Here is a 21,402-nt window from a genome sequence, read left to right as displayed (position 1 = left end):
GCTCTCCGGCCAAGTGTCTTGGCGCACCGGGTCCGGGGCATCCTGGAAGCTTGCCCATCGCCATGGTCCGGCGATTGCACCCAGGCGACCCATCGTGTCCTGAAAGCGACCTGCTGGTCGGGAGCGCTGACCCGACCCAGTTCCAGAAACTGAAGCCAGCTCAGCGTAGTCCACGGGGCCATCGATTACCCGTCCGCCGGGCTCGCTGATGCAGCGCTTTAATAGGCCGAGCCGGACCGGCGAGCGCTTCGGCCTTTGTTCGTTTGCTATGACCCACGTCCAGATAGCAAACTGAATCGCCAAATAGACATGTAATCCTTTGAAACCGGCTACTCCATGCAAACGACTAGCGCGTAGTCGAAATGCCAAACAGCCCACGAGAAACGAGCCATCCGCTCATTCTTCTTGAGTATGCATCCTGCAACGTGTTTGGCACCGAAAGAAACTCGCCCCCCGAATAGCCTCATAAAGCCCAGTATTCTTGGGGGCCATCCTGTTTTATCCGGCGACTTCCGTATTCTTCCCACCCGTTGCCTTGGGTGCCATATCTCTCACCCCCTCACATGCAGCCCTTCATGATTCACAATGCATCCGAACGGCCGAGGCTTTTATAAAAGTAAAAACCCGGCAACAACATCAGCGTCGCCATGATGCAAATGATCGAAATGGAATCAGGCACGAAAGGCAGTTGCGCGACGACGAATGCGGCAACGGCTCCCACCGCCTGGTATCCCACGTTCATCGTCGCGTTCAAGGTCCCGCGGTCGGAATTGCCGCAATGCGCGTTCGCTCCCGAGAGGATATGCGCGGACAACAACTGGCGGCAGGCGTTGTAGACGAACCAGGCCGCACAGGCGGCCCACAAGCCCAGGGTGGAAGCTGCAAGACTCAGGACGGCGATACCGTTGATCCCAAGCACCACGTAGAACATCTTCGCTCGCCTGCCTGCCAACGCCGTCAGGCACCATGCCCCCAGCACAGCCCCGGCTCCGCCGAAAAACAGCGCCATGGACGACTCGCCGTCGTCCAGCAGCCGTTGAAAATATGACGGCATCCATGAAATCAATGCGAAATAGGCAAAGCCCTGAAACCAGTACAACAAGGCATAGCTGCGTAATACCCCATCATCCAGATAAAGCCTCGCGGCACCTTGCCTGACACCGGCCGCCTCCGCCCGCGCGGGGGCATAGCGGCGATAGTATGAAAAGTAGCTGATCACTCCCAGGCCAAGGCTGGCCATGGCAAACGCCAGAAAAACGTAATGCCATCTCGCCGCGGTAGAGAACCCTATCCCCAGCGGCAGAATGACCAGTCCCGCCAATGAAGCGGCGGTGCTGACCAGAGCGGTGACTCGCCGACGCGCCTGGCCGGCATAGACATCCGCGATCACCGCATACAGGCTCGCCCCTATCAGGGGCATGCACAGACCTGTCAGGCCCCGCGAGACAATGGCGGCGCTGCCGTTCTCGGCAAAGAACATGAGGAGAAAGCAGGCAGCACTCATGCAGAGCCCCAGTTGCAGGCTCAGGGGCCGACCGACTTTATCGATGAACCGCCCGACGAACAGGTTGCCAATCAATGCCATCAAGGGAAACGCAGCCAGCAACAGCCCCATTGAACAGGCGTCCAGGGAAAACCCGTCACGCACGCCCAGCAATAACACCGGCATGATGAGGAGATTGCCAACGACCAGGAACTGAGCCCAAAACAATACGAACGCAATCAATCAGATGCCTGCCCCATTCCGTGGCCAAGTGCCCGCAGCCACAGCATTTATCCCTGCGCGTCGTGGTGCGGACGAACGGTTACCAACCCGGACAGCCGTTCGAGACAGTCAGACAAGGAAGTACGGGAGGTGTCTAGGTAAACGTGCGGACAGTCCGGTACTTCATAGGGGTCATCGACACCGGTAAAGCCACTTAGCTCGCCCCTGCGTGCTTTCCTGTAAAGCCCCTTCGGGTCCCGGCTTTCGCAGACATGAAGCGGGGCGCTGACATGCACTTCCTGAAAGCGCTCCACCCCGATAATGCTCCTGGCCAGCTCCCGATCCCGCCGATAGGGAGAAATGAAAGCCGCCATGACGACCAGCCCGGCGTCGTTCATCAGCCGCGCGACTTCCGCCACCCGCCGTATATTTTCAGTCCTGCCCTGACTGTCGAAACCCAGGTCGCGGCACAGGCCATGACGGACATTGTCGCCATCGAGGACGCAGCAATGAATGCGTTTGGCGACCAGCAAGCTCTCCAGATTGAAGGCCAGCGTGCTCTTGCCCGCGGCGCTCAATCCGGTGAACCACAGCGTCAAAGGGCGTTGCGCCGACAATACCGCCCGCATCTCGGGCGTTACCGAGCTGCGGTGCCAGGTCAGGTTCTGAGCGAGCATCTGTCTATCCGCCATCAGTGCCGATCCCAGAATGCAGAAAACTCGAATATCTGCCCCGTAGCCGGCAGACATTCTTGCTCCCCTTCATAAATGAAACTGCCGACGGCAAATGTACCTTCCGGGGTCCGCGCGAACACCGCCTCGCGAAAACCAGAGTGCGCAAAACAGCGCCTTATGTGGTCTGCGGCCGCTTCCCCATCGTCGAATTCATTGAGGCTTCGGGTCCACACGACCCGGGCCCCGGGACGGCAAAACCCCGGCAACGCACCTATCAGCCTCTGCACATGCTCGTTGCGTACATTGCCGAATACTCCGCACACCATGACCAGCTCGACCTTGGGCAAATCCCGGTAGGTGGAAAACAACGTCGCGTCCGCGCAGCGAAACCGCACGCTGTCGCCCCACCCCTGAGCGGCGAATGCTCTTCGGCCCTGGTCAACCAACGCCTGATCGAACTCGATCAAGGTCGCGTCCACCGCTTTGCCCGCCTGCACCGACGACAAGGCCTGCAATAGATCACGCCCATCGCCTGCGCACAGACTCAATATCTGCACATGCGGTGACGCCATCGAGTCGATCGCCTCCGCGACCTGCCGACTGACTTCCACAAGTCGCGCTTGCAGTGGCGAAAAATCCCGGTAGTTCTCATGCCAACTTTGCCAATTCACAGCGAGCTCCTTTTGCTGGATTGATCGGTACGATCAGACCTGTATCAGATATAGGCAGATTGCCCTTTGACCACTTGATGAAGCTCCTTCAACTCGCCCAGCAAGCGCTTGACGAGAGCCAAAGGGATCATGTTGGGACCGTCGCTCAGCGCCGCGGCGGGGTCCGGGTGGGTTTCCATAAAGATGCCATCCACACCCGCCGCCACTGCCGCCTTGGCCAGCCTCGGCGCGTACCTGGCGTCCCCACCGGAACTGTCACCCAAAGCGCCGGGGCGCTGAACGGAATGCGTGGCGTCGAATACCAATGGTTGCGCCCTCTGCATCAACTGCTGCATCCCTCGAAAATCGTTGACCAGGTAGTTGTAGCCAAATGAGCTGCCGCGCTCGCATACCAACAAGTCGCTATTACCAAAGGACAGGATCTTGTCGACGGCACTGATCATTTCCGTCGGACTCAGGAACTGGCCCTTCTTGATGTTTATCGGTTTACCGGCAGCGGCTACCCGCCTCAGGAATTCGGTCTGTCTCACCAGAAAGGCCGGGGTCTGCAACACATCGACGACGTCGGCTATCTCGTCGAGGTTGGTGTACTCGTGCACGTCGCTCAGGACCTTCAAGCCAAAGCGGGTCTTGACCGCCTGCAGGATGCTCAGCGACTGGTCCAGAGCCAGCCCGGTGAAACTGTCCTTGGAGGTTCGGTTCGCCTTCACGAAACTCGCCTTGAATACGATATCAATCCCGCAGGCCTGGCGAACTTGCGCCAGTTCTTCGGCAATCCGGAACGTGACGCTTTCATTTTCGACCACGCAGGGACCGGCAAAGATAAACAGTTCGTTCTCACGAATCCCTTGGCGACGCTCAGGAAACAGCTTATGCAGCACTTCATAGCTCATGAAAGTTCTCGCTCGGTTCGTTCCAGCCACGCTGGGCGGTGCCGTAGCATTGCAACGCCACGGCTATTCGCGACATGTCCACGCTTGCCGCCTCTTTCGAGACGTAAGCGGCGTTGTAGTCCTTGCCCTGCAGCGCCTTGTCCAGCAGGCCACGAACCTCGTATCGACGCGGGTCCCGGGGTTTCACATAGTCGCTATAACGCTGGCTCGCATCCGTGCCTCCGAGCCTGGCCCTGATCTCGTCCAGGGTGCGAATGAAGGGTTGTTCCTGCTCCAGGATCAGGGTTTCAACGTCCAAGACCTGCGCATACTTACGCTGCAGTCGCAGGGTGTTCAGATAGGCCTGGTTGAACACTTGATCGTTGACAGGGCTGTCGGGATAAAAGGCTTTTTCCCATGACGCCAGGCATTGCACCGGCGAACGCAAGACCAGCACGAGCAAGACTTTTTCGGCCTGGAAAATATCGATAGCCTTGCGAACCGGGTCGTAGTCCGCCTCCTCCAGGCGGTAGGGGCCAAATGCCTCCTTGACCACAACGCGCCTCCCTGCATAACGCTCCAGTCGCGTCTCGCTCGACGTCCCGCTGAGGGCGCAGCGGATCTGATGCTTCAAGGGTTGGAAAAAACCCACGAAGTCGCTGTGCGACAAAGCGTTGAAGACAAAAGTAGTCCCGCTCCTACAAGGACCGACGACCAGCACGAGGTCATACACTGGCAACAACCTCTCGGATCTTGTTGAGCAGCGTCTCTCGCTCCTCGAATTGCCACTCAAGACGCTTTACCGGGAGGGGGTCGAGCAAGGCATTGCTGTCAAAGCTCAGCGACTTCGAATATCCAAGCCACTTCGGACGCTGTGGATCGACAGGCGTCAACAACTGCCCTGCTATCACCTTCCGATCGTCACTCTCGCCCGCCAGCCTGCTCTGGCAGTCGGGCAATACGATAAGTTTGGGCAGCACCGGCCACGTCTCTATCTGCGAGGGCTCACACAGTTGCGAGACCCTTACCTTCTTCTTCCTGCCGCCAGAGGGCTGAACCAGCCGCAGCTCCTCGAACCACCCCAATACATGGAACGCCCCGGCAATCGGTATGAGGAGCAAACGGTCATTGGTGATGTACCGGGCACCCTCGGCCTTCAGCGATTCCAACAAGCAAGTAGTCTTGCCCTGCCCCTTCTCTCCGACATAACAAATGGCTCTACCGGCCAACGAAAAAGCGGAGGCATGCAGCACGGCACCGCCGGTGTTTTCTATTTCAGTGATCAGCAGTTGTTTGATGACCCGCTGAACATCCTTGATCAAGGCCTCCTCGGTCACATAAACAATCTCGATCTGGGTGCCGGAAATGCTGAATAGCGTTCCATTCAGAGGATTGAATATGTCGCGCCTTGACGGGGAGTACTGTTTTATCTTGCCAAAACGAAAGTCCGAAACAGCGTCATCCAACAAGAACGTCATGGGCTGCCAATCGGGTCCGACCTGAGTAACCCCCCCCTGGCGCAACACAATTGTGTAATGAGGTTGGCCAGCAGGTTGCTTCAACTGCAGGAACGGCAGCAGATAATCCTTAAGGACGCCTTCGAATAGTTCGGCATCCTGCTGGCCCGTACAGCAGACCCTCAAGTCGACCAAACCATAGTAATTCAAATCGAACTCACGCCAGCCTGTATTTCTCAAAGTATTCGTCCTTGGCCTTTAAAAACGATTCAAGTGATCGAGAAGTGCAATAAAGTTGGTCATTGCAAATGGGCACACCGACAAAGACGCTGTCACCCGAAGCCAGTCTCACCCTGACTTCCCCATGGATCTTTGTGGCTCGAGCCCCGCCGATATAATCGAGCGTTTGAACAATCGCGCGAGCACAAGAATAACTGGAGAGATTCGCAATCGAGTGATAGCGCTGCATCTTCCACCATTTAAAATATTCATCCTGGCTCAGTTCCTCCCTGAGCAAATCAAACAGTTGCGCGCTCACATATTTATCTTGAGTTTCACGATGATACCTATAGAGCTGCGCATTGGAAAATCCGTCGAACACGCACTCTTCTCGAACATCGTAGAACACTTGCTCCTGTATATTGTGCGCCCCAAAAATATAATCGATATCAGGTTTCTGATAAGACAAGCGGTTATAGTCGTTCTGTACGCCGACGCCAATGGTGAAAGCATCGATAGTCGATTCGACATACCAACCCAACCGAGTGCAGGGATTCGTCACCAGGATGATATTTTTCCCACGCATCAACTCCAGATAACGATCGATAATCTTCTTGTTGTCGGCAAACAAATCATTTTTACTGCCCTGCGCAGCAGTTTTGGTACCGGCGATAAAAAGAACGGTATGGCTATTAGCTATGGAGGCCCGATCGAAGGATATCTTCCAGTTCTGCGCCAGATGATCTTGAAAGCTGCATTCCAGCCGACAGGCTTGTTCATGGCTTTCAACATAGAACACCACCTCCCAGTTTTCGCAGCTTCCCAGCAATGACATCAGAGACTGTCCGACCTGACCGGTACCTCCGATCACGCAAAGACGGCCGGCATTCGACTTCGGTGTGTTGATCCACATGTGCGCATCGTCCTTGTTGTTTAACCCGTACCCCGGACACCAGACCCCATCAACTAGCGGACAGCATTGATCGTCCCCAGCCATTCCAATAGCGGCGGAACATGGGATGCTTCATGGGCTTGCAGGTTTTTACGGCATCGGCTGAACACGTGCGCCGGTATCGCGGACCTCACCATGCCGGCCACTTCGATCAGGCCGCGAGAAACGACTACAACGAGCTGGTATCGCTGCGCCAGCGTCCAGAGGTAATCCCAGTCGATGCCTCCGGCGGCCAGCACTCTCAGCGCATCCACGAAGGGATAAACAGCCGCCCCCTCTAGAATGTTCGATACGCTACAGGCCCTCTGGAGCAATGAACAAACATAGAGTTCGCGGCAAAGCCCGGGGTAAGCATTGCCGGCGACCCTGGCATGTCGTGTCCGCCTCCAGACATCCAGTTCATCGCCCCCCGGCAGCACGGAAAACTCCAGATCGATATAGGCAATCACCATCGGCTGCCCCGACAGATAAATAACCGTATATTCGGAAAGTATTTCCTGATGGACTTGCAAAGCCTCTACTTTCGCCACCTTGATATACGGTCGGATATCCTGCTCGTTCCGCCATGCGACCAAGGACTTCGACGCCCATGGCTGTACATATAAGGACTGCCCATCGGGCGACAACTTGTTTTTGCTGACCTGAGCCTGGAAAAAACCCTGGTTTTCAAACACGTCAAGCGCAAGAGGCAACTGATCACGTCTGACGATCAAATCCACATCGGAGATAAAGCGATGGGCCGCGCGACTACGGTAGTTATAAATAAAGTCCACACCCTTATAAGGCATGACGTCAACATTGCGAGACTTGAGAGCCTTGAATACCGGCTCCAGCATTGAACGCCTGACGGCGGTCACGGCAACCAGCGCATGATAAAGTTTCACCAATTTGAAAAGCCGACAACTTTCAACGAATGGAAAAATACTGTCGACAAACGACACCATCTTCGTCTTGTGCATGAACTGCACAACAAGCTCCTGATTTTCATTCAACCAGAGCCTGTCGATACAGCTCAGAAGATATTCGACATAACCTCTTGTTTCATCCTCATCTATCGACGCCATACCGGCGGACAAGGCCAACAGCAGCATATTATTTGCTCGTTCATCCACGGTCATATATGCCTGCTCGCGTATTGACTCGATCAACGAATGGCAAAAGATAAAACACAACAGCAGCCATCGATTGCTTAAAAGCCATAAAACGCTCGGAAAGCAAACCGCTCGACGCTTCCTTGTGTTTGGAACCACGCATTACAGATCCTTCTGACTCACCCCAGAGCTGTCACAAATATTTCATAAACCAGAATGTTCCGACCAATGCATTCAATGAATACTTACAATGCAATCCACGCATGCGCACGCAATGACGCTTCTTGCCTCAAGCTCATCCAACTTGTCGAAAAACCGAAAATGAGCACCGGATGAACCCGCTCCATCGTTTGAGTCTGCGCACCGCCGTGGGCTGCCTGGATCCCTGGACTTTGCAGACAAGCCTCACAGCGCATTGACAGTACCTGACCCCGACCCCAAGATCGGCGCCATGAATCTTTTCCCGCGCCACCTCACCCGCACGACCACCACGACCGCTTCCGGCGGGTCGTGTGGTCGCTGCATGAGCTGACAACAGCGCAGTCGAACCCAAGGCCCCGCCAGCAATGGACGGGGCCTTTTGTTTCTCCGTCCAGCTGGCTCACAAGGAGAAACACCATGCCGTCACCCCAGGCCCAGCGCCCCGCCCTGCTGATCGTCGACATGCAGGTCGGCCTGTTTCACGGACCAGAGCAGCCCTTCGAGGGGCAGCGCGTGCTCGACAATATCAACCAGTTGATCCACCGCGCCCGGCAGGCCGGCGCGCCGGTGATCGCCGTGCGCCATACCGGCCCGCAAGGTTCGCCCATCGCCGCCGGCAGCGCGCCGTGGCAACTGCTGGCGCAATTGCAGCTCGAGGCCGGCGATCGGCGGCTGGACAAAACCCGCCCCAATTGTTTTGTCGGCACCGGGCTGGCCGAACACCTGCAGGCGGCGCAGGTCGATGAGCTGGTGATCGTCGGCATGAAAACCCAGTACTGCATCGACGCCACCTGCCGCGCCGCCCTGGACCTGGGATTCGCCGCCGTGCTGGCGGAGGATGCCCATACCTGCATGGACACCCCGGCGCTCCCGGCCCGGGCGATCATCGACCACCACAATGCGACCCTGGACGGCGCCTTTGTCCGGCGAGTGAAAACCGCCGATATCCGCTTCTGAATGCCCTCTTTGTAGGAGCAGTGTCAGGCACGCCGCTGCTTCTGTAGGAGCCAAGCTTGCTGGCGATCAGGCCCTTGAATGCGGCGACGCTCTCCAGGCCGGGGTCGCAGGAAAAACCCGCGACCGCGCCTTGCCAAAGTGCCCTGCAATCCGCAATCTTGAGCGCTTGAGTGGTTTATCACGGTACAGCAGCTCCCTGAGCCGTACGCCGGTTGTCATCGCTGCGCCGTACGCCGTCCGTCCCTCTTCAGTCCTTCAGGAGACACGCATGCCCGCCACCGTTCTGGTCCTCGTCGAAACCATCAATGACTACCTGTGGATTCTGGAAAACCAGGGCTTCCACCTGATCCTCGCGCCGACGCCCAGCGAACGGGCGGCCGCCATCAAGGCCCATGCCGGGCAGATCAACGCGGTGCTCACCCGCGGCCCGCTGGGCCTGAGCGCCGAAGAAATCGCCGCCTTGGCGCACCTGGAAATCATCTGTGTGATCGGCGCCGGCTACGAGCAGGTCGACCTGCAGGCGGCGAGCAACCGTGGCATAGCGGTGAGCAACGGCGCCGGGGTCAACGCCTCGTCGGTGGCCGACCATGCCATGGCCCTGTTGCTGTCGCTGGTGCGTGACATCCCCCGTGCCGATGCCGCCGTGCGGCGTGGCGAATGGCCGAAAGTCATGCGCCCGTCCCTGGCCGGCAAGCGCCTGGGTGTCCTCGGCCTCGGCGCCGTCGGCCTGGCCATCGCCAAGCGCTGCGCCAACGGCTTCGACATGAGCGTCAGCTACCACAACCGGCAGATCCGCAGCGACGTGCCCTACAGCTTCTGCCCGACCCCGACCGAACTGGCGCGGCACTCGGACTTCCTGGTGGTCGCCACGCCTGGCGGCATAGGCACTCGCCAGCTGATCGACAAAGCCGTGCTGCAGGCCCTGGGGCCGGAGGGTTTCCTGGTGAACATCGCCCGCGCCAGCGTGGTGAACACCGCCGACCTGCTGCAGGCCCTGGAGCAACGCAGCATCGCCGGCGCGGCCCTGGACGTATTCGACGACGAACCGCGGGTACCGGACGCCTTGAAGACCCTGAACAATGTGGTGCTGACGCCCCACGTCGCCGGGCTGTCGCCGGAAGCGACCCAGGCCACGGTGGAGCTGGTGGGCAAGAACCTCGTCGCCCACTTCAGCGGCCAGCCGCTGTTGACCCCCATCGCCCTGCCTGCCCCGAACTGAATCAGGCGCCATGGCCACAGACGCCACGCAGGCCATGCCCCGCGCTGGGCGCCTTCGGCGCTAGGCAGAAACGGTGCCGTGCGCCGCTCCGGTCGGAATGCTCATTCAGGCCCGGCGAACTGGACTAGAGTGAAGCCGGGCCCATTCAAACGCTTGTATCAAAAGCAATGATTGCCCGGCAACACGCTCACCTATAAAGGCCTGCGGCGATTGTGGCGCTCAGGTGGGCGCATTAGATTAGCCAATAATCTCTGGCCTCCAGAATAAGCAGAAGGGATAAGCATGGCGCTTACTGACCAGTCCACCCGTACTCGCTCCGGCGAGGAACTCGATGCCAACCTGATCGACCCGTACCTCAAGGCGCATATTCCGGGCCTGACCGGCACCCCGCAGATCAGCCAGTTTCCGGGCGGCGCTTCGAACCTGACCTACCTACTGGAATACCCGGGACAGGAATTCGTCCTGCGCCGCCCGCCCTTCGGCCACAAGGCCAAGTCGGCCCACGACATGGGCCGCGAATACCGCATCCTCAACCAGCTCAAGGACGGCTTTCCGTATTGCCCGAAGGCCTATGTGCACTGCACCGACGAATCGGTGATCGGCGCCGAGTTCTATGTGATGGAGCGGGTCAAGGGCATCATCCTGCGCTCCGACCTGCCGCCGGAGCTGGGTTTCGACGCGGCCAGGACCGAAGCCCTGTGCAAGAGCTTCATCGACAAGTTCGTCGAGCTGCACCGCGTCGACTACAAGGCCTGCGGCCTGAGCGACCTGGGCAAGCCCGAAGGTTACGTGCAACGCCAGATCAAGGGCTGGAGCGACCGCTACGAGAAAGCCCTGACCCCGGATGCGCCCAAGTGGGAAGCGGTCAAGGCCTGGCTCAACGACAAGATGCCGGCCGATCACCCGACCTCCAGCATCGTGCACAACGACTACCGCTTCGACAACGTGATCCTCGACCCGGCCAACCCGATGCAGATCATCGGCGTGCTGGACTGGGAACTGACCACCCTCGGCGATCCGCTGATGGACCTGGGCAACACCCTGGCCTACTGGATCGAAGCGGGCGACCCGGCGCCGGTGCAACTGATGCGCCGCCAGCCGAGCAACGCCCCGGGCATGCTGACTCGCCAGCAGTTCGTCGACTATTACGCCGAACGCGCCGGCATCCAGATTGGCAATTTCGACTTCTACTACACCTACGGCCTGTTCCGCCTGGCCGGCATCGTGCAACAGATCTACTACCGCTTCTTCCATGGCCAGACCCAGGACAAACGCTTCGCGCAGTTCATTCACATGAACAAGTTGCTGGAGCAGATGAGCCTGCAAGTCATCAAGAAATCCAGCCTCTGATCGTCCCGACGCGCCAGGCACACAATAAGGAAAAACCATGTCCAAGACTCAGTTGTTCGACCTCGACGGCAAGATTGCTTTCGTCTCCGGCGCCAGCCGCGGCATCGGTGAAGCCATCGCCAAGCTACTGGCCCAGCAAGGCGCCCATGTGATTGTCTCGAGCCGCAAGCTCGAAGGCTGCCAGCATGTGGCCGACGCCATCGTCGCCGCCGGCGGCAAGGCCACCGCCATCGCCTGCCATATCGGCGAGATGGAGCAGATCAGCCAGGTGTTCGCCGGCATCCGCGAACAGTTCGGGCGCCTGGACATCCTGGTCAACAACGCCGCCACCAACCCGCAGTTCTGCAACGTGCTGGACACCGACCTGGGCGCCTTCCAGAAGACCGTCGACGTCAACATCCGCGGCTACTTCTTCATGTCGGTGGAAGCCGGCAAGCTGATGCGCGACAACGGCGGCGGCAGCATCATCAACGTGGCCTCGATCAACGGCGTGTCCCCCGGCATCTTCCAGGGCATCTACTCGGTGACCAAGGCGGCGGTGATCAACATGACCAAGGTCTTCGCCAAGGAATGCGCGCAGTTCGGCATCCGCTGCAACGCCCTGCTACCGGGCCTGACCGACACCAAGTTCGCCTCGGCGCTGGTGAAGAACGACGCCATCCTCAAGACCGCCCTGGCGCAGATCCCCCTCAAGCGCGTGGCCGACCCGAGCGAAATGGCCGGCGCCGTGCTCTACCTGGCCAGTGACGCCTCGAGCTACACCACGGGCGTATCGCTGAACGTGGACGGCGGTTTCCTGTCCTGATCGACCTTCGCCGTACAACAAAGGCAGCCTGCGGGCTGCCTTTTTATTGCCCGGCACCCACACCTCGCCCCCAACCTTTCTCAAACAGAAAACCAAGCCTGTCACAGTTCTGGTATCAAGCTCGTAGCACTCTATAAATATTTTGTTACAAGCTCATTTGTCATGCTATAACCCTCTCGCAGTTATTTTTCTGCAACACCACTCATGTGAAAAACCATTGTTTGAAAACAGCGGAGGTTGATGTGTGTCTTAAAGAAAAACAACTTGGGGATCAACAACTGACCATTCGTTGATTGTCGACTTCCTAATATGTACCACCTAGTGAGTATCAAGCGATACAGTAACGATAACCGAGACTGAACTTGCTATTGCTCAGTAAAAACAATAAGCACACCACGTGCTTCTAAACAGCACCTTTGTTTCAGCCCGTCATTTAAGCCCTGCCTATTACAAGAGATCGAAACATCAGTTTCGACCAAGGACATATCTCAAGGAAAAGGAACATGGACGTAGCAGGTATCGATTCAGACAAACGCAGCAACCGCTTAAAACCAGCTTCCCTGAGCCCTGTCGCAATGGCCATCGCCTTGTGGCTGGGTCAGGGCCAGATGGCTCTGGCAGATAATCCGCCCACCGGCTCGCCCTATACACCCCAGGTCTTGGAGGCTGCATTCAGGAAAGCCGCTGCGTCATTCGCGCCGGGCAGCGCCGTGTATACCAACTTGCGTTTTGGTGTAGGCAATACCCTGGACCTGGCAGCCAAAGAGTTTGCCGCACAATCGACAAAGTTCGACTCGTTGCTCCAGCAGAACTACGAGTTGCAGGCGGAAAACCTGTCGATCAGTGCAATGCTCGGCGATACGAGCAAGCCACTTGATTACAACAACAATCTGGATCGCTATAAAAGCCGCCTGTTCAGCAACTCCGGCCGTTATACCCAGAACATATTCGACTTCGCCAAAGCGATTATTGCCAACCTGCCGGCGGCCCAACCTTATACCTATATAGAGCCGGGTGTGGCCACGGACCTGCACAAACAACTCAATGCCGGACAGTCATGGTCCGCCGCGACCGGTAACTGGAGCAATAACGCGCAAACCTGGAAGACTCCGGAAGCCCAGGTCAACTCCGGCCTGGACCGGACCAACGCCTATTACGCCTATGCCCTGGGTATCACCGGGAAAGGGGTAAACGTCGGCGTGCTGGACTCGGGCATCCTCAGTGAACATTCGGAATTCCAGGGCAAGAACGCCGCAGGCGAAAACCGTGTGCAGGCAGTCACCTCTACCGGCGAATACTACGCAACCCATCCGCGCTATCGGCTGGAGGTGCCTGCCGGCGAGTTCCACAAAGGTGAGCACTTCAGTATTGCGGGTGAGTACGACCCGAGCTTCAACGACGGCCACGGCACGGAAATGTCCGGAGTACTGGCGGCCAGTCGCAATGGTACCGGCATGCACGGCATCGCCTTCGACGCCAATCTGTTCGTGGCCAACACCGGCGGCAGCGACAACGACCGTTATCAAGGCTCCAACGACCTCGACTACAACGCCTTCATGGCCAGCTACGATGCGCTGGCGGCGAAAAAAGTGTCGATCGTCAACCAGAGCTGGGGGCAGAACTCGCGTAATGACGTAGAGAACCACTTCGGCACTGTCGGCGACAGCCCGCAGGATATCCTCAGGGACATGACCGCCGCATACCGGCCGTTCTGGGACAAGGCCCACGCGGGCCAGAAGACCTGGATGGATGCCATGGCCGACGCCGGCCGGCAGTACTCGTTCATCCAGATCATCTCCGCCGGCAACGACAGCCATGGCGCCAACCCGGACACCAACGCCAACCTCCCCTATTTCAAGCCGGACCTGGAATCCAAGTGGCTGTCCATCACCGGTTATGACGAGAGCGGCGCCCAGGTCTATAACCGCTGCGGCACCTCCAAGTGGTGGTGCGTCATGGGGGTTTCCGGCATTCCGTCCGCAGGACCGGAAGGCGAGATCATCCCCAACGCCAATGGCACCTCGGCGGCCGCCCCCAGCGTTTCCGGCGCCCTGGCCCTGGTGATCCAGCGCTTTCCCTACATGACCGCGAGCCAGGCCCGCGATGTCTTGCTGACCACCTCCACCCTGCAAACCCCGGACGGCCCCGACACCCCGGTCGGCGACCGGACGGGCGGACGCACCTACGACAACCTGCAACCGGTGCACGACGCCGCTCCCGGCACCCCACAGGTGCCAGGGGTGGTCAACGGCTGGGGCCTGCCCAACCTGAAAAAGGCCATGCAGGGCCCGGGACAGTTCGTCGGTGCACTGGCCGTGGCGCTGCCCGCCGGCACCCGCGATATCTGGGCCAACGACATCTCCGACGAAGCGATCCGTGCCCGGCGCAGCGAAGACGCTGCCGAACAGGCCACCTGGAGCGCGATCAAGCAGCACAAAGGCTGGGTCAACGGTCTACCGGCCGGGGCCTCGGCGGACGATCAATTCCAGTACGAGATCGGCATGGCCCGGGAGCAGGCAACGCTGACCCGCGGCCTGGACCCGCTGACCGGCCAGACCTATGTCGGCAGCCTGACAAAGTCCGGGGATGGGGAACTGGTACTCGACGGCCAGAGCAGCTATTCGGGCAGTACCTGGGTCCGTGGCGGCAAGCTCTCGGTGGACGGCAGATTGACCTCCAGCGTGACGGTCGATGGCAGCGCCGTGGGCACCGTCGATGCCAATAACCAGGTGGTCACCCGTATCGGCGGCACCCTGGCGGGTAACGGCAGCATCGGCACCCTGCTGGTGAATAACGGCGGTACCGTGGCCCCCGGCCATTCGGTCGGCACCCTGCACACCGGCGACGTCACGTTCAACCCGGGTTCGGTGTACGCGGTGGAAGTCGCCGCCAACGGGCAGACCGACACCATCCAGAGCACGGGCGTGGCGACTCTCAACGGCGGACAGGTCACCCTCTCTATGGAAAACAGCCCCAACCTGCTGTCTGCGGCCCAGGCTAGCAGCTACCTGGGCCAGCAGTTCAACATCCTCAGCGCCAGCCAGGGTATCAACGGCCAGTTCGCTTCCGTCGCCCCCAGTTTCTTGTTCCTTGACACCCGCCTGAACTACCAGCCGAACCAGCTGAACCTGGGCATCTACCGCAACCAGACCGCGTTCGCCAGCGTAGCCTTGACCCGTAACGAGCGTGCCGTCGCCAGCGCCATCGACACATTGAGCGCAGGTAATCCGGTGTACGAGAGCATCCTGGCCTCCGACTCGGCGGAACTGGCGCGACAAGCCTTCAACCAGCTCGATGGCCAGGTGCACTCCGACATCGCCGCTGCGCAGATCGCTGACAGCCGTTACCTGCGCGACGCAGTCAACGGCCGCCTGCAACAGGCTCAGGTCCTGGATACCGATATGGATATCCAGGCCAGCAGCAATGGTGGCTGGGTGCAATTGCTCGGCGGCCACAGGCAAGTCGACGCCGATCACAACGCCACGCGCTACAGCACTTCCACCACCGGCGTCCTGCTCGGCCTGGACACCGACGTCGGCGATGGCTGGCGCGTCGGTGCGGCAACCGGCTACACCAGGACCGATCTGAACGGAGCCTCCAGGACTTCCGCCGACAGCGACAACTATCACCTGTCGATCTATGGCGGCAAACGTTTCGACAGCATCGCCCTGCGCCTCGGCGGAGCCACCACCTGGCACCGCTTCGACACTTCCCGTGACGTGACGTACGGCAACCAGTCGAGCCATGAAAAAGCCAACTACAACGCACGTACCGATCAGGTGTTCGGCGAAATCGGCTACACCCGGTGGGCGGCTTTCGAGCCCTTCGCCAACCTCAGCTACATCAACTTCCAGAACGACTCGTTCAAGGAACGCGGCGGTGCAGCAGCCTTGCATGCCAGCAAGCAAAGCCAGGACGCCACGCTCTCGACCCTTGGCCTGCGAGGTCATACGCAATTGCCGGTGAGCGCCACCCGCTCGGTGACCTTGCGTGGCGAGCTGGGCTGGGAACACCAGTACGGCGACCTGGATCGTGAAACCTCATTGAAATTTGCCGGCAGTGCGGCGGCCTTTGCGGTGAACGGCGTGCCGGTGTCTCGCGATGGCGCGGTGGTCAAGGCCGCTGCGGAAATGGCCATGAGCAAAGACACCCAGGTGTCGCTGAACTACACCGGGCTGGTATCCGGCCATGGCGGTGGCAGTTCGGTCAACCTGGGGTTCACCTTCCAGTTCTGACCCTGCCCAGGTGATCGGCCCATGGGTGCAATGACTGTTCATTGCACCCTTTTTTATTTGCGCCCTTCGGCTTTTCCCGGCCGGGTTGCCGAGCAGCAGCGGCGCGCTGCTGAAAATTTATTCCACAGATTGCAATTACGGAATTTTTATTCCATAAAGAGCACTCCTTACAACAACAATTCTGCAAGGGGTCGGCGATGGGTGAACTGGGAATAGGCTTGATCGGCACGGGCTTCATGGGCCGGGCCCATGCGCTGGCGTTCCGTAATGTCAGCGCGGTATTCGAATTGCCGGTGCGCCTGCACCTGGCGGCGCTGGCCGATGCCGACCGCCAGCGCGCCGAGCACTGCGCGGCGGCCTGGGGTTTTGCCCAGGCCCACGGCGACTGGCAACGGCTGATCGACGACCCCAGGGTCGACCTGGTGGCGATCACCACGCCCAATCACCTGCACTTCCCCATGGCCATGGCCGCCCTGAAGGCCGGCAAGGCGGTGTATTGCGAGAAGCCCCTGGCGGTCAGCGTCGAACAGGCGCAGCAAATGCAGCACGCGGCCCAGGCCGCCGGGGTGGTCACCCGGGTCGGCTACAACTACCAGCACAACCCGGTGATCGTGCAGGCCAAGGCGCTGATCGACAGCGGCGAACTGGGGCAGATCGTCAGCTTCCAGGGCGAGTTCAGCGAAGACTTCATGGCCGACCCGGCCTCGCCCTTCTCCTGGCGCTGCGACCCGCAGCACGCCGGCGGCGCCCTGGCCGACCTGGGCAGCCATCTGCTGGCCATGGCGCGTTATCTGCTGGGCGAGGTCGAGGCAGTCTGCGCCGACAGCCAGACCGTGCACCACCAACGCCCGGCCAGCGCCGGCAGCCAGGAGCAGCGTCCGATCGCCGTGGACGACCAGGCCCATGCTCTGCTGCGTTTCGCCAGCGGTGCCCGCGGTACGTTCAGCAGCAGCTGGCTCAAGCACGGCTACAAGAACCACCTGAGTTTCGAGATCAGCGGCACCCGCGGCACCCTGGCCTTCGACCAGGAACGCCTCAATGAACTGCGCCTGTACCGGGCCGGCGATAGCGGCTTCCAACGCCTGCTGGCCGGGCCCGCCCTGCCCGGCTACGCCGCCTTCAGCCCGGCCCCGGGGCATCAACTGGGCTACAACGAGCTCAAGACCCTGGAAGTGCATGAGCTGATCATGGCGCTGGGCGGCCAGGGGCAAGGCGGGACCGATTTCGCCGAGGCCTGGCAGGTCGAGCGCCTGGCGGCGGCGATTCGCCTTGCCGCCGCCGAACAGCGCTGGGTGACCCTGTAGCCGCTGCTGAGCCAAGGCGAAGCTGCGAAAAGGTCCGCAGGAGCTTGCTTGGCGGCCTCAGGATCGCGGCGTCTGCTGCGCAGCCGTTCGCAGCCTGCGGCAGCGGCTACAAGGGTAATGCCGCTAGGCGTGCCGCCAACGCCTTGGCCTGGCTGGCCACGTCGGTCACCGCGGTGCTTTCCCACCACATGCCGCGCAAGGGCGGGCCCATGGCGAACAGCCGGCGGGCAACCTGCCCTTCGGCATCCACCACCGCGCCATCGCTATCGGCCCAAATCCCCAGGGCCAGCGGCCCCGGCGTGATCAGGCCACGGGCCAGCAGTTGCTGCGGCAACGGTCGGGCGACCCGGCGCCAGTCGTATTCGATGCCGCTGGAGTTGATCAGCGCATCCCCCGCGACCCAGCGGGTTTGCGCTTCGCCGCGGCGGCGGATGCAAATCGCCAGGCGCCCATCCGCCGAAGGCTCCAGGCCCTTGAACGAGGCCGCCTGGATGCGCAACCGCCCTTCCCCGTGCAAACGCGCCACCAGCTCGGCGCTCAGCGGCGGCGAACGGTGGTGATGGCTTTCCCACCACGGCCGCACATGGCGCACGAATTGCCGGCGCTGCACGTCCGTGGCCTGGCTCCACAAGCGCCCGATATGGGCGCGCACCGTGTCCAGCGGCGCCTGCCAGTCCACGCCATCCGCCAGCGCCTGGCGACATTGCCGACGCAGCTCGCGCAGCAACTGGCGCGGGCTGCGCAGGCTGGGATCCTCGGCGAGGAAGTCGACCCAGGCCGGTGGCTGGCGCCGCACATGGGGCAACAGGCCGTGGCGCGAGAACACCTCGATCGGCCCGCGATGCCCGGCCTGCTCCAGGGACACCACGGCGTCGACCATGGTCAGCCCGGAGCCAATGATCAGCACCGTGGCCTGCGGGTCGAGCCGGCTCATGGCCGAAACGTCCCAGGGGTCCAGCGCGGCGGCATTGAGGCCGCTGGACTGGGTCTGCGGCGTACGCGCCGCCGGGAACATGCCGGTGGCCAGCACGGCAAAGGCGCCGCGTAGTTGCTGGCCGTCGTTGAGGGTCAGCAAGGCGCCCTCGGCGTCGGCCTGCAAATCCACCACCTCGGCGCGCACATGCGCCACCGTCGAACCCTGCGAGGCGCCCATCGCCTGGGCCTCGGCCAGCCGCTGCTGGACATACAGGCCGAAGATTCCGCGCGGAGGAAACAGCTCACTGATGGGCACAGGCTGCTGCTTCGATTCCGGCCAGCCGCCGGCGGCGATGTAATCGGTCAGCCATTGAGTCAGATCATCGGCGTTGTCCGGGTCGACGCTCATGCGCGCGGCGTTGCCGTTCAGGGTGTGGCCCAGCTCGACAGCGCTGTAGGCCTCGCCGCGCCCCAGCTCGCTGCGCGGCTCGATCACCAGCACCTGGCGCCGGCCCGGCAGGCGCAGCAGTTGGGCGGCGAGCAAGGCGCCACTCAGGCCGCCACCGACGATCAGCACATCGGCATCACGGGTGGCGCCGCTCGCCTGTCCGTTGGGTGTTTGGCTCATGGGGTTCTCACGGTTCAGTGCCTGCCTAGGTAGAAGTCCTGCAGATCGCCCCGGGCCAGCAGTTCATCGGTGGTGCCGGACCAGGCCACGCGCCCGGTGTCGAGCACGTAGGCCCTGGAGGCGTACTTGAGCGCCACATTAATGTTTTGTTCGGCGATCAGGAAGCTCACTCGCGCCTCGCGATTGAGTTGCGCGACGATTTCGAAAATCTCCTGGACGATGATCGGCGCCAGGCCCATGGACGGCTCGTCCAGCAGCACCAGGCGCGGCCGGGTCATCAGCGCGCGGCCGAGGGCGACCATCTGCTGCTCGCCGCCCGAGGTCAGCCCGGCGCGGGTGCCGCGCCTGGTCTTCAGGCGCGGGAACCAGGCGTAGATGCGTTCCAGGTCGGCGGCCAGTTCCCGGCGGCTCAAGCCACGGACAAAACCGCCGCTGCGCAGGTTGTCCTCCACCGTCAACTGCGGGAACACATGGCGCCCCTCCAGCACATGGACCATGCCCTGGCGCACCCGCTGGCTGGGATCGACGCCGGCGCTGTCCTGGCCGAGAAAGGCGATCGAGCCACGGCTGACCTCGGCCCGCTCGGCGCGCAGCAGCCCGGAGATCGCCTTGAGGCTGGTGCTCTTGCCGGCGCCGTTGGCCCCCAGCAAGGCGACGATGCCGCCCTCGGGCACGCTCAGGGAGACCCCGGCCACCGCGAGAATCGCACCGTCGTAGATCACCTCGATATCGCGCACCTGCAACAGGTCGTCGGCCGTGGCGGCCGGAGCGGTCTGGCTCATGCTTCATTCATCCCCGGTGCAGCTGCGTGGCGTGAGGTTCTTCTCCTTGGCGAAGGCCGCCGACTTCTCGTCGATCAGCGGCCGCAGCAAGGCGCGGTCGGCGGCGATCCAGTCGCTGATCAGGGTCCAGTGGGCGCCGTCCCACTGCTGCACCCGCGCCGAACCGCCGCCCTCGTGATCGCGGCAGGACAGCTTGAGGTTCTGCATCAACCCCAGGTAACCCATGTCCTTGAGCCGGGCGTCGTCGATGTTCAGGTGCTCCAGGCCCCAGCGGCCTTCTTCGCCATTGAGCGGGCGCTGGCCGAACTTGCCCTGGGCGGTGCGGATCGCCTCGACCGCCACCGCGGCGTTCACCAGCCCGGAGTTGTAGTACACGCTGCCGAAGTTCTTCAGGTCCGCAAGGTCGCTCTTGCCCTGGTCGAGGATGTGTTGCTTGAGGCGCCGGTGGATCTCGAAATCGCTTCCCGCAGGATAAGGCGTCAACGCCAGGTAGCCTTTGGCCGCCGCGCCGGCCGGCAATACGTCTTCGCTGGAGCTGGCCCAGATGTCGCCGATGATGTGGTCCACCGGGAAGCCGAAGCGCGCGGCGGTCTTGACCGCCACCGGGGTCGAGACGCCCCAGGTGCGCAGGAACACCCAGTCGGGGTTCTGCTGGCGCACCTGGCGCCATTGCGCCGACTGCTCGTTACCCGGATCGGCCACCGGAATCTGGATGTTCTCGAAGCCGTATTTTTCCGCCAGCAGCTTCAGCGGGCCGAGGGTTTCCCGGCCATAGGCCGAATCGTGGTAGACCGTGGCGATCTTCTTGCCCTTGAGCTTGTCGAAGCCGCCCTCGCGCTCGGCGATGTAGTTCACCAGGGTCGACGCCTCGCTGTAGAAGGTCAGCATCACCGGAAAGTTATAGGGAAACACCGTGCCGTCGGTGGCTTCCGTACGGCCGTAACCCAGGGTGATCAGCGGGATCTTGTCGACCTCGGCGCGCTCGCTCAGGGCATAGGCCGCCGGTGCGCCGTTGGGCTGGTAGACCGCCACCGGCGCGCCATCCAGGCCGTTCTTGAAGCGCTCGTAGCACTCGATGCCCTTCTCCGCCGTCCACTCGGTCTCGCACTCCTGCCAGACCAGCTTGACCCCGTTGATCCCTCCTTCCACCTGATTGATGTAGTTCAGGTAGTCGATCATGCCGGCCCACACCTGCACCCCGCTGGAGGCATAGGCGCCGACCCGGTAGGTGGCCAGCGGAAAGAACTGCTGGTCCGCCGCGGCCTGCGCCACGGGCGCCGCGCCGCCGAGGATCGCCAGCGCCACCGCGACGCCGGCCAGGGAACGTTTCAAGGATGCACGCATATCTTCTCTCTACTCAGGAGT

The 21,402-nt window shown here is 61.2% G+C and carries 18 protein-coding genes; 6 read left to right on the top strand and 12 right to left on the bottom strand.

Going from position 1 to position 21,402, the window contains the following annotated elements:
* Positions 1-580 precede the first annotated feature (580 nt).
* From J4E58_RS23145 to J4E58_RS23105, 9 genes are read right to left on the bottom strand one after another with little or no spacing between them, the layout of a single operon-like run.
* Positions 581-1,726, bottom strand: coding sequence for an MFS transporter (locus J4E58_RS23145; protein ID WP_087087877.1), 1,146 nt, complete (start codon positions 1,724-1,726; stop codon positions 581-583).
* A 47-nt stretch (positions 1,727-1,773) separates the two neighbouring features.
* A complete protein-coding gene (gene cysC / locus J4E58_RS23140; RefSeq protein WP_256580950.1) occupies positions 1,774-2,382 on the bottom strand; it encodes an adenylyl-sulfate kinase in 609 nt (202 codons plus the stop codon).
* A 14-nt stretch (positions 2,383-2,396) separates the two neighbouring features.
* Positions 2,397-3,050 carry a class I SAM-dependent methyltransferase family protein gene (locus J4E58_RS23135; protein ID WP_158245996.1) on the bottom strand — a complete coding sequence of 218 codons (654 nt, stop codon included), beginning with the start codon at positions 3,048-3,050 and terminating at the stop codon, positions 2,397-2,399.
* A gap of 44 nt (positions 3,051-3,094) precedes the next feature.
* Positions 3,095-3,943, bottom strand: a complete 849-nt coding sequence (gene kdsA, locus J4E58_RS23130; protein ID WP_053260763.1) for a 3-deoxy-8-phosphooctulonate synthase — start codon at positions 3,941-3,943, stop codon at positions 3,095-3,097.
* Positions 3,933-4,655: a sulfotransferase family protein gene (locus J4E58_RS32030; RefSeq protein WP_238437511.1), complete on the bottom strand. Its 723-nt coding sequence runs from the start codon at positions 4,653-4,655 to the stop codon at positions 3,933-3,935. The genes kdsA and J4E58_RS32030 overlap by 11 nt, the downstream gene beginning before the upstream one ends.
* Positions 4,648-5,619 (bottom strand): hypothetical protein, encoded by a 972-nt coding sequence (locus J4E58_RS23120; protein WP_256580952.1) that lies wholly within the window; start codon positions 5,617-5,619, stop codon positions 4,648-4,650. The genes J4E58_RS32030 and J4E58_RS23120 overlap by 8 nt, the downstream gene beginning before the upstream one ends.
* On the bottom strand, positions 5,597-6,511 hold the full coding sequence (locus J4E58_RS23115; protein WP_125738017.1) for a hypothetical protein: 915 nt from the start codon (positions 6,509-6,511) through the stop codon (positions 5,597-5,599). Before J4E58_RS23115 ends, J4E58_RS23120 begins: the two co-directional genes overlap by 23 nt.
* 53 nt (positions 6,512-6,564) lie before the next feature.
* Positions 6,565-7,641, bottom strand: a complete 1,077-nt coding sequence (locus J4E58_RS23110) for a nucleotidyltransferase family protein (RefSeq protein ID WP_087087883.1) — start codon at positions 7,639-7,641, stop codon at positions 6,565-6,567.
* A 13-nt stretch (positions 7,642-7,654) separates the two neighbouring features.
* Positions 7,655-7,804 carry a hypothetical protein gene (locus J4E58_RS23105; protein ID WP_156376434.1) on the bottom strand — a complete coding sequence of 50 codons (150 nt, stop codon included), beginning with the start codon at positions 7,802-7,804 and terminating at the stop codon, positions 7,655-7,657.
* 455 nt (positions 7,805-8,259) lie between these two features.
* On the opposite strand from J4E58_RS23105, the gene J4E58_RS23100 reads away from it, so the two are divergent.
* The 6 genes from J4E58_RS23100 to J4E58_RS23075 all read left to right on the top strand — a co-directional run bounded on the left by J4E58_RS23100 (position 8,260) and on the right by J4E58_RS23075 (position 17,712).
* Positions 8,260-8,799, top strand: a complete 540-nt coding sequence (locus J4E58_RS23100; protein WP_087087884.1) for a cysteine hydrolase family protein — start codon at positions 8,260-8,262, stop codon at positions 8,797-8,799.
* Between the two features lie 268 nt (positions 8,800-9,067).
* Positions 9,068-10,018: a 2-hydroxyacid dehydrogenase gene (locus tag J4E58_RS23095; protein ID WP_053260761.1), complete on the top strand. Its 951-nt coding sequence runs from the start codon at positions 9,068-9,070 to the stop codon at positions 10,016-10,018.
* A 282-nt stretch (positions 10,019-10,300) separates the two neighbouring features.
* Positions 10,301-11,368: a phosphotransferase family protein gene (locus J4E58_RS23090; protein WP_009043417.1), complete on the top strand. Its 1,068-nt coding sequence runs from the start codon at positions 10,301-10,303 to the stop codon at positions 11,366-11,368.
* Between the two features lie 37 nt (positions 11,369-11,405).
* Positions 11,406-12,173, top strand: coding sequence for an SDR family oxidoreductase (locus J4E58_RS23085; protein WP_007923881.1), 768 nt, complete (start codon positions 11,406-11,408; stop codon positions 12,171-12,173).
* 503 nt (positions 12,174-12,676) lie between these two features.
* Positions 12,677-16,408, top strand: coding sequence for an autotransporter domain-containing protein (locus tag J4E58_RS23080; protein ID WP_087087887.1), 3,732 nt, complete (start codon positions 12,677-12,679; stop codon positions 16,406-16,408).
* A gap of 197 nt (positions 16,409-16,605) precedes the next feature.
* Positions 16,606-17,712, top strand: coding sequence for a Gfo/Idh/MocA family protein (locus tag J4E58_RS23075; protein WP_087087889.1), 1,107 nt, complete (start codon positions 16,606-16,608; stop codon positions 17,710-17,712).
* Between the two features lie 106 nt (positions 17,713-17,818).
* Here J4E58_RS23075 and J4E58_RS23070 read toward each other — a convergent pair whose 3' ends face one another.
* Genes J4E58_RS23070 through J4E58_RS23060 form a run of 3 tightly spaced genes read right to left on the bottom strand, consistent with a single transcriptional unit; the run spans position 17,819 to position 21,381 of the window.
* Positions 17,819-19,255, bottom strand: coding sequence for an FAD/NAD(P)-binding protein (locus tag J4E58_RS23070; RefSeq protein ID WP_087087891.1), 1,437 nt, complete (start codon positions 19,253-19,255; stop codon positions 17,819-17,821).
* 14 nt (positions 19,256-19,269) lie between these two features.
* Positions 19,270-20,037, bottom strand: a complete 768-nt coding sequence (locus J4E58_RS23065) for an ABC transporter ATP-binding protein (RefSeq protein ID WP_007923885.1) — start codon at positions 20,035-20,037, stop codon at positions 19,270-19,272.
* A 3-nt stretch (positions 20,038-20,040) separates the two neighbouring features.
* Complete coding sequence (locus J4E58_RS23060; protein ID WP_087087893.1) at positions 20,041-21,381, bottom strand: ABC transporter substrate-binding protein; 1,341 nt, start codon at positions 21,379-21,381, stop codon at positions 20,041-20,043.
* Positions 21,382-21,402: the final 21 nt, after the last annotated feature.

It is taken from the genome of Pseudomonas sp. FW305-25 (genome assembly GCF_017351415.1).
Classification (GTDB): domain Bacteria; phylum Pseudomonadota; class Gammaproteobacteria; order Pseudomonadales; family Pseudomonadaceae; genus Aquipseudomonas; species Aquipseudomonas chlororaphis.
This window is presented reverse-complemented; position numbering and strand designations above follow the sequence as displayed.